This window comes from Streptomyces sp. NPDC079167 (assembly GCF_040686735.1).
In the GTDB taxonomy this organism is placed as follows: domain Bacteria; phylum Actinomycetota; class Actinomycetes; order Streptomycetales; family Streptomycetaceae; genus Streptomyces.
On sequence record NZ_JBFBLO010000001.1, the window covers coordinates 115,550 to 128,906 of the forward strand.

At 70.5% G+C, this 13,357-nt stretch carries 8 protein-coding genes; 3 read left to right on the top strand and 5 right to left on the bottom strand.

The window, feature by feature from the left end; translation table 11 throughout:
• Positions 1–171: 171 nt before the first annotated feature.
• The 3 genes from pulA to AB0P41_RS00560 form a co-directional block, all read right to left on the bottom strand.
• The gene (gene pulA, locus AB0P41_RS00550; RefSeq protein ID WP_365929190.1) at positions 172–5,478 is read right to left on the bottom strand and encodes a pullulanase-type alpha-1,6-glucosidase; all 5,307 of its coding nucleotides are present in this window, start codon (positions 5,476–5,478) and stop codon (positions 172–174) included.
• A 90-nt stretch (positions 5,479–5,568) separates the two neighbouring features.
• Positions 5,569–7,299, bottom strand: a complete 1,731-nt coding sequence (locus tag AB0P41_RS00555) for a carbohydrate-binding module family 20 domain-containing protein (RefSeq protein WP_365929192.1) — start codon at positions 7,297–7,299, stop codon at positions 5,569–5,571.
• A gap of 520 nt (positions 7,300–7,819) precedes the next feature.
• Positions 7,820–8,812 (bottom strand): DJ-1/PfpI family protein, encoded by a 993-nt coding sequence (locus tag AB0P41_RS00560; protein WP_356707385.1) that lies wholly within the window; start codon positions 8,810–8,812, stop codon positions 7,820–7,822.
• A 142-nt stretch (positions 8,813–8,954) separates the two neighbouring features.
• Here AB0P41_RS00560 and AB0P41_RS00565 point away from each other — a divergent pair, with 142 nt between their 5' ends.
• From AB0P41_RS00565 to AB0P41_RS00575, 3 genes are all read left to right on the top strand, one after another.
• Positions 8,955–9,545 (top strand): cysteine hydrolase family protein, encoded by a 591-nt coding sequence (locus AB0P41_RS00565; protein WP_365929194.1) that lies wholly within the window; start codon positions 8,955–8,957, stop codon positions 9,543–9,545.
• Between the two features lie 73 nt (positions 9,546–9,618).
• A complete protein-coding gene (locus AB0P41_RS00570; RefSeq protein WP_356707387.1) occupies positions 9,619–10,113 on the top strand; it encodes a MarR family transcriptional regulator in 495 nt (164 codons plus the stop codon).
• Positions 10,110–10,562 (top strand): MarR family transcriptional regulator, encoded by a 453-nt coding sequence (locus AB0P41_RS00575; RefSeq protein WP_365929195.1) that lies wholly within the window; start codon positions 10,110–10,112, stop codon positions 10,560–10,562. The genes AB0P41_RS00570 and AB0P41_RS00575 overlap by 4 nt, the downstream gene beginning before the upstream one ends.
• Positions 10,563–10,633: 71 nt before the next feature.
• Here the strand turns inward: AB0P41_RS00575 and AB0P41_RS00580 are convergent, their stop codons facing one another.
• Both AB0P41_RS00580 and AB0P41_RS00585 read right to left on the bottom strand, forming a co-directional pair.
• Positions 10,634–11,692 carry a LacI family DNA-binding transcriptional regulator gene (locus AB0P41_RS00580; RefSeq protein WP_356707389.1) on the bottom strand — a complete coding sequence of 353 codons (1,059 nt, stop codon included), beginning with the start codon at positions 11,690–11,692 and terminating at the stop codon, positions 10,634–10,636.
• Positions 11,677–13,353 (bottom strand): glycoside hydrolase family 13 protein, encoded by a 1,677-nt coding sequence (locus AB0P41_RS00585; protein WP_356707390.1) that lies wholly within the window; start codon positions 13,351–13,353, stop codon positions 11,677–11,679. The genes AB0P41_RS00580 and AB0P41_RS00585 overlap by 16 nt, the downstream gene beginning before the upstream one ends.
• Between the last annotated feature and the right edge of the window lie 4 nt (positions 13,354–13,357).

Below are 13,357 nucleotides of genomic sequence, written 5' to 3' on the forward strand. Positions count from 1 at the left end.
GCTCCTGATCGCGGGTACGGGTACGGGTACGCATACGTGTACAGCGTGCACGCACGTGTACGGATTCAGCTTCGCGTGATCCCGCCGCCCGCACAAGTGAGCACCGGAACGGCCGGTCCCGGCTTCCGCCACGGAGGCGGGAGCCGGGACCGGCCGTCGGAGCGTCGGGCGTCAGCGCCGGGTGAACACGGCGACCGTCCGTCCCGGGACGGTGAAGCCGCCCGTCCCCCTCTCGTACGAGGACTTCTTGACGACGGCGTCGGCGCCCGCCGCCTGGACGGGGTGCAGGGCGTACGCCTTCCCCGCCAGTTCGGCGACGTCCTGGCTCTGCGTGCCGGGGGTGGCGTTCATGACGACGACCAGGTCGCCCAGGCGCATGGTGATCACGCCGGGGGTCTCCGCCTTGCCGGACAGCGGGAAGGACAGGGTGTCCTGGACCTGCTCTGTGGTGGCGAGGCCGAAGTCCTTCTCCGTGGTGCGGATGGTGAGCAGGTCCTGGTACGCGGCTGAGGCGCCGGTGATCTGCGTGCACCCGGGGGTGAGCGCGGCGGCGGTCAGCAGCGGCTTGCCGTAGGACCACTTGTCCTTGTTGTCGGCGGCGGGCGGCAGGCCCCGCCCGAAGCCGTTGCCCTTGCGGCAGTCCCAGTGCAGCGCGTTGAACCAGTCGCCGCTGTCGTAGGAGTTGCGGTCGAGCGACTTGGAGCGCAGCAGGTCGGTGCCGGCCTGGGAGAGCGCCGGTCCCTGGGAGAGCACGGCGGTCGCCATCGCCACGACCTGCATGCGGGCCCGGTCGGCGGCCGGGGTGTCCGCCGGGAGCTTGAAGGCGAGGGCGTCGTAGAGGGTTTCGTTGTCGTGGGCGTCGGCGTAGGCGAGCGCGTCACCGGGTGCCGCCGCGTATCCGGCGGGGGCACCGTTGTAGTCGACGGCCGAGCCCTTGACCGTGCGGCCCTGGGTGTCGGTGAAGGTGTAGTCGGCGAGGCTGCCGGTGAGGCCCACCTTGATCAGGTCCTGGTAGTGGAGCAGCCGGGCCTTCTGTTCGGCCTCGGTGCCGTTGGCGGAGGAGGTGTTGGGGTCGGTGTAGAGGCCGGAGGCGAAGCCCTGGACGCCGGGGTCCTCGTCGAAGGGGCCGCCGCCGCGCACGGCGTCGCGGGCCCGGTCGGAGAAGGTGGCGATGCCGGTGCCGGCCATGTTCTTCTGGGTGGCCTGCACGAAGCGGGCGTCGTCGGCGATCTCGCCGAAGTTCCAGCCCTCGCCGTACAGGATGATCTTCTTCCCGTCGACGCCGTCCTCGGCGACGGTCAGCTCGTCGAGTGCCTCGCGGACCGCGAGGACGTTCTCCTTGGGGTGGTGTCCCATCAGGTCGAAGCGGAAGCCGTCGACCTTGTACTCCTTGGCCCAGGTGACGATCGAGTCCACGACGAGCTTGCCCATCATGGTGTTCTCGGGCGCGGTGTTGGCGCAGCAGGTGGAGGTGGCGACGGTGCCGTCCTCCAGGAGCCGCTGGTAGTAACCGGGCACGATCCTGTCGAGGACCGACTTGTCGTCCTGGCCCGAGGCGACGGTGTGGTTGTAGACGACGTCCATGACGGTCCGCAGCCCGGCGCCGTTGAGCCCCTGGACCATCTGCCGGAACTCGACCGTGCGCCTGGTGCCGTCGGGATCGGAGGCGTAGGAACCCTCGGGGACCGTGTAGTGCAGCGGGTCGTATCCCCAGTTGAAGGCGTCCTTCGCGGCGGCCTCGGTGACGCAGGCCTGCTGTTCCTCGGAGTCGGGGGCGTAGACGGACAGGTCGCAGCCCGGCTTCTGCTGCGCCGACTTCTTCTCGGGGATCGTCCCGATGTCGAAGGCGGGCAGCAGGTGGACGTAGCTGGTGCCGGAGTCCGCGAGCTCCTTGAGGTGCTTCATGCCGTCGGAGCGGGTGTCGGTGAAGGCGAGGTATTCGCCGGGGTGCTTCGAGGTGGCGTCCGTGACCGAGAAGTCGCGGATGTGCAGCTCCTGGATCTGGGCGTCGCGCATCGGGACGGCGGCGGGCTTCTTCAGGCCGGACCAGCCGCGCGGGGCGAGCTTCGGGTCGTCGAGGTCGACTACGAGGCTGCGGGCGGAGTCGGTGGTCAGGGCGGTGGAGTAGGGGTCGGTCACCTTGTTGGTGACCATCTTCTGCACGGTGGGCGCCCAGACCTGGACGGCGTAGCGGTAGGGCTTGCCCGCCCAGCTCTTCTTCCCGGTGACCGACCAGACGCCGGTGCGGTCGTCGCGCCGCATCGGGACGGTCTTCCCGTCGAGTTCGAGCGAGACGGTGCGGGCGGTGGGCGCCCAGACGGAGAGCGTGGGCCGGCCGTGGTGGAAGACCGGTCCGAGGTCCGCTCCGGCGGCCTTCTTCCCGTACAGCGCGTCCAGCACGCCCGCGGTCTGTACGCCGGTGGCGGCGAGCAGGGCGCCGTTGGCGGCGCGCTGGGTGGCGATCAGCTGGCCGCGCAGGGATTCGCGGACCCTGTCCCGGTCACGGGTGTCGACGGTGAACGCCGGATAGTCCTTGAGATGCGGGTACTTCGCCTTCTGGGCGTCGGTGAGCGCGGTGGCGCCGAGCCTGAGCCACTGGCCCTCGTCGGAGAGTGCGCCGTCGACGACGGAGATGCCGCCCTTCTTCGCGTACACGAGCTGCTGGCTGGTGGCGTCGGTGGCCTTCACCTTCCAGACGACGGTGTTCGCGTCGATCCACTGGGCCTCGGCTTCGGTCAGGTCCGGGGCGGGCACGCCGCCGGCCTGCGGCAGCAGGTAGCCGGACTTCCCGCCGAGCATCCAGACCTCGTGCCCGTGTGACGCGATGTCGAGTGACTGGTCGCTAGGGAGGTCCTTCTCGTCGCCCTTGTGGAGGATGTAGCTGAGCGAGGTGGCTCCGTCGGTGAGCGGCACCTCGAAGGTGACTCCGTAGGCGTCGGTCTTCACGGGCTGCAGCGGCTTCGCCCAGTCCGTGGGAGCGGCGGCACCGGTCCAGGTGTGCAGGCCCCAGCCGTCGTAGTCGCCGTCGGCGCGGTGGTAGTGCAGGACGGCCTTGGAGGTGTCCTGCGCCGGGGCCTCGGGTGCCTCGGTGGCCTGCTCGTCCTTGCCCTGTTCGATCCAGACCTGGCCGGTCCTCGCCAGGTCGACGGTGCGCTCGGGACCGTCGGCGGTGCCGTTCTTCTCGACCGTGTACGGGACCGAGGAGGCGCCCTCCTCCAGGTCGATCCAGGCGAATGCGCCGTAGGCGTCCCGCCCGATGAAGTCGGCTGTCCTACTTCCGGACTTCAGCTGCCAGCCCTCGTAGTCACCGTCGGCGCGCTTGTAGTGGACGACGGCATGGTCACGTTCGACGGCGACGGGCTTCGGGGCGGGTGGGGCCTGGCCCGCGGTCGTGGAGGCGAGGGCGCTCGCGGTGCGTCCGGCGCGGTCGATCACCACGGCCTTGTAGCGCAGCGGGGTCCCGACCTTCACCGACTCGTCCAGGTGCTGGGTGACCTTGTACGGGGCGTGGTCTGCGGAGCCGAGGGTGACCCATTTCCCGTTGCCGGTCTGCGCGGCGAAGACGACGCGGTCGAGGCCCCCGCCGTCCACGTCGGCGCTGATCTCGACGGTGCCGGTGGCTCCGGCGGCCGGGGCCTCCAGGGTGACCGACGGCTTGGCGGCAGGGACGCCGAGTGCCTTGTCGGCGCGGAGCACGACGCTGGACAGCGCGGGCACGGTGACCTTGACGGTCTTGTCGGAGCCGCTGCGTACGGCACCCGAGCCGCCGTACAGCGTACGGAAGTTCATACCCGCCGACTCCGTGGGCAGCTCGACCGTCCTCGCCTCGGCGGAGTTGTTGGTGGCCACGACGTATTCGTACGGGCGCTCGGTGTCCGTACGCGAGAAGGCGTGGACGGAGTCCTTCGCGTAGCGCTCGGTCTGCACGCCGTCGCGCAGCGCCGGGTGCTCCCGGGTGAGCTTCGACAGGGCCGCTATGGACCGGTAGAGCGGGTGGGTCGTGTCGTACGCGTCGGAGGCGTGCGTACGGTCGGTGCCCAGCTGGTCGTCGTCGAGGTAGTCGGCGGTCCTCGACGCGAACATCGTCTGCCGGGCGTCCTTGTCGCCGCCCGCTCCGGTGTAGCCCTGCTCGTCGCCGTAGTAGACGACCGGGTTGCCGCGGCCGAGGAACATCAGCTCGTTGGCGAGGCGGGCGCGGTCCAGGAGCTCGGCGTCGCCGGCCTTCGGGTTGTCCTGCTTCAGGAAGGTGCCGATGCGGCCCATGTCGTGGTTGCCGAGGAAGGTGACCTGCTCGTAGGCGTTGGCCTTGTCGGTGGTGTAGCGGTAGTCGTCACCGTAGACCGAGGCGAGCTTCGAGGCCGGGGCGCCCTGGGAGGCGTACTGCCGGGCGGCTTCCTGGAAGGGGAAGTCGAGCGTGGCGTCGAGCCTGCCCCGCGTCACGTAGGGCGAGGTGATCGCGGTGTCGGCGGAGTACACCTCGCCGAACATGAAGAAGTCGTCCCGGCCGCGCTTCGCCGCGTATCCGTCGAGCGCCGTCGCCCACTGGGTCCAGAAGTCCAGGTCGACGTGTTTGACGGTGTCGATGCGGAAGCCGTCGATGTCGAAGTCGCGGACCCACTTCTCGTAGATCTTCTCCATGCCGGAGACGACCTCGGGGCGTTCGGTCCACAGGTCGTCGAGGCCGGAGAAGTCGCCGTACTCGGTGGACTCGCCGGCGTAGGTCGAGTCACCCCTGTTGTGGTACATCGTGGTGTCGTTGAGCCAGGCCGGGACCTTCTTGCCGGTCTGCGCCGGCGTGTACGGGAACGAGCCCGCGTCCACGTCCTCGACACCCTTCGTGTCGTCGAAGGGACGGCCGTCCTCGTCGAGGTAGGGGAAGGCGCCCTTGGGCTTGTAGCCGTACGCCTTCTCGGCGTAGTCGACGGTGTCGGCGGTGTGGTTGGTGATGACGTCGAAGAAGACCTTCATGCCCTTGCCGTGGGCCTTGTCGATCAGCTTCGTGAGGTCGGCGTTGGTCCCGAAGTGCGGGTCGACCTGGGTGAAGTCGGTGATCCAGTAACCGTGGTAGCCGGCCGAGGCGTTGTCGCCGGTGCCCTGGACGGGACGGTTCTTGAAGATCGGGGCGAGCCAGATCGCGGTGGTGCCGAGGCCCTTGATGTAGTCGAGCCGCTGGGTGAGCCCCTTGAGGTCGCCGCCCTGGTAGAAGCCCTTGTCGGCCGGGTCGTAACCGGTCTCCAGCCGTGTCCCGGTCAGTCCGCCCCGGTCGTTGGCAGTGTCGCCGTTCGCGAACCGGTCGGGCAGCACGAAGTAGAACTGCTCGCGGGTCAGGTCGTGCCTGGCCGGTTCCCTCGCGAGCTTCGCGTCCGAAGGCGGGGAGGGCGGTCTGGGCGCGGCGGACGCGGAGGCCGCCGGCACGACGGGCAGCAGCGCCGCGCACAGGGCGGCGACGGCTCCCCGCCGGAGGGTGGTTCGGGACACGGGCGGGTACTCCTCTTTCGGGATCGGGCGGTGTGGTGCGGGGCGGGCCGGGGACGCTCACCCTCGCGTCCCCGGCCCGCCGAAGGTGGTTCAGCCGCGCCAGACGTCGGCGGTCAGGGCGACCTTGCCGGAGGCGGGCACGGTGGCGGTGCGGTTGGCGCCGCTCTCCCAGGTGACGTTGCCGCTCGCGTCCTTGCGGATGTACTTGTACGCGAACGAGGTCCCGGCGGGCAGGCTGACGTCGAGCTTCCAGACGGGGTACGTCGCCGGGTCGAGCTTCAGCGCGCTGCCGGGGTTCCAGTTGCCGAGGGCGGCCTGGTCGCCGGTGACGTAGATGTTCTGGCCGAGCTGGGTGGTGGCATTGACGCCGAAGGAGGCACCGGACTGACCGTTCCCCGGGTCCGGGTCGGGGGTGGTTCCCCCTCCGGAGCAGGTGCGGGCGTCGACGTGCAGCGCGACGGCGCTGTTCGCGCCCAGGGTGGCGGTGAACTGCCCCGAACCGTTGACGGTGACGCCCTTGCCGGACTGGACGTCGCAGTAGTCGCCTGCGGGCAGTGACGTCTGGAACGTACGGCTGAGCGAGGAGCCCTCGTGGTTGATGGCGACGTACGCCTTGGAGCCCCGGCCGAAGGCGATCTGGTCGCCGCCGTTGTCCCACCAGTTCGAGACTGCCTGGCCGCGGGCGGCGTTGCGGAAGCCGACCATGGAGGAGATCTCGCGCCAGGCGTGCTGGCACTTCCAGCCGTCGCTGTAGCAGGCGTTCACCTGGCCGCCGTTGGGCGGGCCGGCGTCATGGCTGCTGAACTCGTAGCCGGAGTGGACGTCCGGGGAGCCGTAGGGGTAGGCCAGCATGAAGACGCTCGCCAGGGTGTAGTTGGCGCCGTCCTTGTAGCTCAGGGTGTCGCCGCCGCGCTCCGTGTCGTGGTTGTCGACGAAGACGGCCGACTTGCCCGACTCCATGAAGCCCCAGCCCTCACCGAAGTTCTTCAGGTGGGCGAGGTTCTCGTTGTTGAAGACCTGCTTGAGACCGCGGCCGTAGCGGAACTCCTGGACGTCGCCGCTGCCGAGGTACTCCGTGGGCGAGACGGCCTCGCCGGCCCCGTAGATGGCCTCGTGCTTCCAGTGCACGTCGGGGTTGCTGAGCCGGGACTTGATGTTGGCGAGGTCACCGGCCGGCATGTGCTTGGCCGCGTCGATCCGGAAACCGTCGACGCCGAGCGACAGCAGATCGTTGAGGTACCCGGCTATCCGGCCGCGTACGTAGTCCTCACCCGTGTCCAGGTCGGCGAGACCCACCAGTTCGCAGTTCTGGACGTTGCCGCGGTTGCCGTAGTTGTTGCCGATCTCCGTCCGGCAGTCGTCCATGTCGCTGCCGGAGTAGGTGCCCGGGTAGTCGTACTTGCTGTACGAGGACCCACCCGTACCGGTGCCGGAACCGGACGACATGTGGTTGATGACCGCGTCGGCGATGACCTTGACGCCCGCGCCATGACAGGTGTCGACCATGTTCGCGAAGGAGTTGCGGTCACCGAGCCGTCCGGCGATCTTGTAGCTCACGGGCTGGTACGAGGTCCACCACTGTCCACCCTGGATGTGCTCCTGGGGCGGCGAGACCTGGACGAACCCGTAGCCGGCCGGACCGAGACTGTCGGTGCATGCCTTGGCAACGGAGTCGAATTTCCACTCGAACATCACCGCGGTGACGTCCTTCTCGCCGGGCGGCGCGGCTTGGGCGGTCCCGGCGCCGAACCCGGCGGGGACAGCGAGGACCGCGGCGCCCGTGGCGAGGGCGAGCGCGGCAGACAAGGGTCTGCGTGCCATGACGTTCCTCCTGCGGTGGGGGAAAGTGCGGGGATGGCGGAGCAGCCTCACGTGGCAACGCGCCGTGCCGTCAAGGCTCATGAAGGTTCTTGCAGCAAGGATGCAAAACTTCGTGTGCCGCAGACCGTACGAGCCTGACCTGCCTCGGTCAACCCCCTGGACACGATGCGATTACGTCCCGCTCACATCCGCGAAACCTGGGAAAGAGAGACCTGCAAACCCTTACGCAAGTTATTGCGGGCCTGTTAAATTCATCCCGACTCCGGTCCGGCCGGCCGGGGGTCCGGCACACCCCGGACCCCACGCGCCCGGCCGGCCGGGCCGGTCACCACGTGGAGAGGTCCGGACGTCGCTTCCCCGCCGGCCCACCCAGGGCCGACGCCCGGACCTCTCCCGCGCCGGACACCGGTCGATGGAGACCGTCGATGGGAAGATACGGACGCCCACATGCCCCGTATCGGACCATTTTCTGTCCGCAACCTCCCGACGTAGCCTCGACGCGAGGCCGAGGCGGCGCCGCTCAGGCCGGGCTGGTCCGGAAGCGGCGCCGGTATTCGGTCGGTGTCGTGTCGAGCCGGCGGCGGAACGCCCTGACGAGGGTGTCCACGGTGCCGAAGCCGCACGCGGACGCGACGCGTTCGAGGGTGGCGTCGGTGGATTCGAGCCGGCTCCGCGCCGCCTCGACGCGGGCCGATTCGATGTAGGCGTGCGGAGTCGTGCCGAGCTCGGTCTTGAAGATCCGGGTGAGCTGCCGGTCACTGATGTGGGCGTGTGCGGCGAGGTCCGCGACGGTGAGCGGTTCGCCGATGTTGCGCAGGATGTGGTGGCGGAGGTCTTCGATGCGCCGCGTCGGGGACAGCTGTTCCAGGGGGACGCTGAACTGGCTCTGCCCGCTCGGCCGTTTCAGGTACATCACGAGTTGCCGTGCGACGCGCAACGCGATGGCCTCGCCGAGGTCGTCGGCGACGAGGGCGAGCGACAGATCGAGGCAGGCGCTGATTCCCGCGCCGGTCCACACGTCGCCCTCACGGATGAAGATCGGATCGGCGTCGACCTCGACGGCCGGATGGTCGGCGGCGAGCTGCTGAGCGGTCGACCAGTGGGTGGTGGCGCGTTTGCCGTCGAGGAGGCCGGCAGCCGCCAGGAGGTGTGCTCCGACGCAGACGGAGGCGACCCTGCGGGTGCGGTCGGCAAGTTGCCCGACCCGCGCCACCACCTGGGGGTCGGTGAGCGGGTGCACGCGGCGGCGGCTGTCGATCTCGACCGCGCCGGGCACGATCAGGGTGTCGATGCGCTTCGTGGACAGATCGTCGAAGGTGACGTCCGGGAGGACGCGTACCCCGGCGCCGGTGGTGACCGGGTCCGTGGTCTCGGCGGCGAGGACCACGTCGTAGCCCGCCGCTTCGTCCGACTCGCGGCGCGCGAGGGAGAACACCTCCGGGGGTCCCGTGACATCGAGCAGGTCGACGCCGGCGAAGAGAACGATGACGATCAGGCGTCTGACGGTGCTCATGGGGCTCCCCGGGCCGGCGGACTCGATGTCGGTTTCTGCAGGTTAGACGACATTGCCGACACGCGGTGGTGGCCATAGCGTCGTAGGCACAGGTCACCGCACCGGTGAGCTGTTCTCCGACACCGACCCCAGGTGGTTTCCCATGCCCAGAACGACGCTGCGCCGGCTCAACGGTCTCGACGACACCCCCGCGAAGCTCGCCGGCTCGACCCTTGTCCTCATCGACTACCAGAACACCTACACGACCGGCGTGATGGAGCTGGACGGCTGGCGGGCCGCGCTCGACGCCGCGGCCGAACTGCTGGCACGGGCCCGGCGGGAGGGCATGAAGGTCATCCACGTCGTCAACGACGGCGGCGAGGGCACCCCGTACGACATCCGGGCCGGGATCGGACAGATCCACCCCGCCGTCGCTCCGGTCGACGGCGAGCCCGTCGTCGTGAAGCGGGCGCCGGACGCCTTCGTCGGTACGGACCTGGGCGGGCACGTCGACACCGCGGGCAACACCGATCTGGTCATCGCCGGGTTCATGACGCACATGTGCGTGGCCTCCACCGCCCAGGGCGCCTTCCTTCGCGGCAACCGCCCCACCGTCGTGGCCGACGCCTGCGCCACCCGGGCGCTGCCGGTCGCCGGAACCGAACTGGACGCCCACCAGGTGCACTACAGCGCGCTGGCCACCGTCGCCGACCTGTACGGGGTCGTCGTGCCGTCGCTGAAGGAGCTGTCCTGAGGCCTTGCAGCGATTGCCCGGTGCGCCCCAAAAATAGTAGCCATGGACATAGTAGCTATGTACTCTATTCGGCATGAGCAAGGGTTCACCGGGCCCCACACCCGGTTATCTGGTGTGGCGGCTCGCCAACAAGTGGCGTGTGGCGGTCGATCGCGCGGTGGCGCCGCTGGGCCTCACCCACGCGCAGTACGTACTGGCCGCGTCACTGCACGGCCTGCAACGCGCCGGCGAGCGGCCCAGCCAGCGCCGGCTCGCCGACCACACCGGCCTGGAGGCGCTGTACGTCTCCAAGCTGGCGCGCGCCCTGGAGTCCGCCGGCCTGGTCGAGCGCACCCGCGATCCCCGCGACCCGCGCGCCGTGCAGCTCGCCCTCACCGAGCAGGGCCAGGCCGTCACGCAGCGGGCCGTCGCGGTGGTCCAGGAACTGCTCCAGCAGGTGCTGGAGCCGCTCGGCGGCCTCGACGCCCCGCGGACGCGCGCGTTCACCGACGAACTGACAGCCCTGCTCGATGTACCCATCGCTCCATCCGTACCGAACGACGAGAGCACTCAGGGGGCAACACCATGACCACTCCGCCCACCACCGGACCCGTCGCCGACGCCCGTACCCTCGGCCTGGCCCACTACGCCGCCCGCGGCGTCCTGGAGCACGTCCTGGCCCGGCACGGCAGCACGTTCCAGCAGCAGATCGTCCTGCGCGCCGCCCTCACCACCGATGCCCCGCGGACGGCGGACGAGCTCGTCGCCCTGGTACGGGGTTTCCTCAAGGCCGATCCGGCCGACATCCGCGCCACCCTCGACGAACTGCTCGCCAACCACCTGCTCGACGCGGACGGTGCCCACCTGCGCCCCACGGACGCGGGGCGCGAGCTGCTCGCCACCGTCGGCGCGGAGACCGCTCCTGTCAGCGCCCGCATCTGGGGCGGGATACCCGCCGAGGACCTGGCCGCCGCCGGCCGCGTCCTCGCCCTGGTCACGGAGCGCGCCGACGCGGAACTCGCGGCACTGACCGTCTGACCTCCCGGTGACGGCGGGAAGGATGCGGGGCCGGGTCCCCCCTCCGGGCCCGGCCCCGCATCCCCGCCCGTTCAGGCGGCGCGTGCCGCCGCGGTGGAGCCCCGTACCACCAGCTCCGGCTGGAAGACGTACTCCGTGCGCTGTACGGGGCTTCCGGCGATCTCCTCCAGCAGCGCGCCGACCGCCGCCGACGCCATGGCCTGCACCGGCTGGCGCACCGTGGTCAGTGGCGGGTCGGTGAAGGCGATGAGCTGGGAGTCGTCGAAGCCGACGACGGAGACGTCGCGCGGGACGTCCAGCCCCCTCCCCCGGGCCGCCCTGACCACGCCGAGCGCCATCAGGTCGCTGCCGCAGACGATGCCGGTGCAGCCGGCGTCGAGCAGGGCGCCTGCGGCGACCTGGCCGCCCTCGACGCCGAACAGGGTGGAGCAGACGAGGAGTTCGGCCTCCTCGCGGTCCAGGCCCAGCAGGGAGACGGCCGCGTCGACGAAGCCGTCGCGCTTGCGGCGGGAGGGCACATAGCGCTGCGGCCCGATCGCCAGGCCGACCCGCCGGTGGCCGAGCTCGGCGAGATGGCCGACGGCCATGCGTACGGCGGCCTGGTCGTCGGGCGAGACGAACGGGGCGCTGATGCGCTCGTTGTAGCCGTTGATCAGGACGAACGGAACGCCCCGGTCGGTGAGCGCCGCGTAGCGCGCCGGGTCGGCCGAGGTGTCGGCGTGCAGCCCGGACAGGAAGACGATGCCGCCGACGCCACGCTCGACGAGCTGTTCGACGAGCTCGTCCTCGGTGGCGCCGCCGGGCAGCTGGGTGCAGAGCACGGGGGTGTAGCCGTGCCCCGCGAGCACCTGCTCCACGGACTGTGCGAACGCCGGGAAGATCGGGTTGGTGAGCTCGGGTGTCACCAGCCCGATCAGTCCGGCGCTGCGCTGCCGCAGCCGTACGGGCCGTTCGTAGCCGAGGATGTCGAGCGCCGCGAGCACCCGCTGACGCGTGGTGTCCGCGACGCCCTGCTTGCCGTTCAGCACCCGGCTGACGGTGGCCTCGCTGACCGCGGCCTGACCGGCGATGTCGGAGAGCCGCAGCGCCGGTCCGGTCCTGGGTGCGGGGACGGTCACACCGTCCACCACACCGTGGTGTCGGCGGGCAGCTCGAACGTCGCGCCGTCGACGGCGACCGGGCCGCTGGCGAGCAGCAGGGTGCCGGGAGCGGTGATGCGGACCGGTGCGCCCGTGGTGTTGACGGTGCAGACGAAGCCGGGGCGGCCGAGGGCGAGCACGCCCTCGGGGGCGTCCAGCCACTCGACGTCCGTGCCGGCGCCGAGGCCCGGGTGCTCGCGACGGGCGGCGATCGCGGCGCGGTACAGCTCCAGCGTGGAGCCCTCCGTGCCGGTCTGGGCCTCGACGGAGTACGCACCCCAGCTGTCGGGCTGCGGCAGCCAGCTGCCGCCGTCGCCGAAGCCGTACGAGCTGCCCTCGCGGGTCCACGGGATCGGCACGCGGCATCCGTCGCGGAAGCCGTCCTGGCCCTCGGCACGGAAGAAGGACGGGTCCTGACGGATCTCGTCGGGCAGGTCGGTGACGTCGGGGAGGCCGAGCTCCTCGCCCTGGTAGACGTAGGCGGAGCCGGGCAGGGCCAGCATCAGCAGGGTCGCGGCGCGCGCCCTGCGGAGGCCGAGCTCAGGGTCGCCGGGGGTGCGGATCTGGGTGCCCAGGCCCGGCGGGTTGCCGAAGCGGGTGGTGTGCCGGGTGACGTCGTGGTTGGAGAGCACCCAGGTGGTGGGGGCGCCCACCGGACGCATGGCGTCGAGCGAGGAGTCGATGACCTTGCGCAGCTCGGCGGCGTCCCAGGCGGTCGACAGGTACTGGAAGTTGAATGCCTGGTGCATCTCGTCGGGGCGCACGTAGTTGGCGGTGCGCTCGACGGTGGGGGTCCACGCCTCGGCGACGAGGATGCGGTCACCGGGGTACTCGTCGAGGATCGTGCGCCAGCTGCGGTAGATCTCGTGCACACCGTCCTGGTCGAAGAACGGCATGACATCGTTGCCCAGCAGCTTCAGCTGGTCGTGCGATCCGAGGTCCGGGAGCCCCTCCGCCTTGACGAGGCCGTGGGCGACGTCGACGCGGAAGCCGTCGGCGCCCATGTCGAGCCAGAAGCGCAGGATGGAGCGGAACTCGTCGGCGACGGCCGGGTGTTCCCAGTTGAAGTCGGGCTGCTCCGGCGCGAAGAGGTGGAGATACCAGTCGCCGGGGGTGCCGTCCGGGTCGGTGGTCCGGGTCCAGGCGGGACCGCCGAAGATGGACTCCCAGTCGTTGGGCGGGAGTTCGCCGTCGGTGCCCTTGCCCGGGCGGAAGTGGTAGCGGTCGCGCAGGGCGGAGCCGGGGCCCTCGGCGAGGGCACGCTTGAACCACTCGTGCTGGTCGGAGGAGTGGTTGGGGACCAGGTCGACGATGATGCGCAGACCCAGGTCATGGGCCTCGCGGATCAGCGCGTCGGCGTCGAGGAGCGTGCCGAACATCGGGTCGATGGCCCGGTAGTCGGCGACGTCGTAGCCCGCGTCGGCCTGCGGCGAGGCGTAGAAGGGGCTGAGCCAGACGGCGTCCACACCGAGGTCCCGGAGGTACGGGAGCCGCGCGGTGACACCCGCGAGGTCCCCCATGCCGTCGCCGTTGCCGTCGGCGAAGCTGCGCGGGTACACCTGGTAGATCACCGCGTCCTGCCACCAGCCGGTGCGGTGGCCCGGGGCGTCGTCGGACGTGCCGGTGGAGGGGGCAGCGAGGTGCTGGGTCATGTCG

What these genes read in the sequence shown, in the direction of transcription:
- AB0P41_RS00565 (WP_365929194.1), top strand. Translation starts at nt 8,955, where the DNA reads ATGCCCAGAACGACGCTGCGCCGGCTCAACGGTCTCGACGACACCCCC.
- AB0P41_RS00575 (WP_365929195.1), top strand. Translation starts at nt 10,110, where the DNA reads ATGACCACTCCGCCCACCACCGGACCCGTCGCCGACGCCCGTACCCTC.
- AB0P41_RS00560 (WP_356707385.1), bottom strand. Translation starts at nt 8,812, where the DNA reads ATGAGCACCGTCAGACGCCTGATCGTCATCGTTCTCTTCGCCGGCGTC.
- AB0P41_RS00555 (WP_365929192.1), bottom strand. Translation starts at nt 7,299, where the DNA reads ATGGCACGCAGACCCTTGTCTGCCGCGCTCGCCCTCGCCACGGGCGCC.
- AB0P41_RS00570 (WP_356707387.1), top strand. Translation starts at nt 9,619, where the DNA reads ATGAGCAAGGGTTCACCGGGCCCCACACCCGGTTATCTGGTGTGGCGG.
- AB0P41_RS00585 (WP_356707390.1), bottom strand. Translation starts at nt 13,353, where the DNA reads ATGACCCAGCACCTCGCTGCCCCCTCCACCGGCACGTCCGACGACGCC.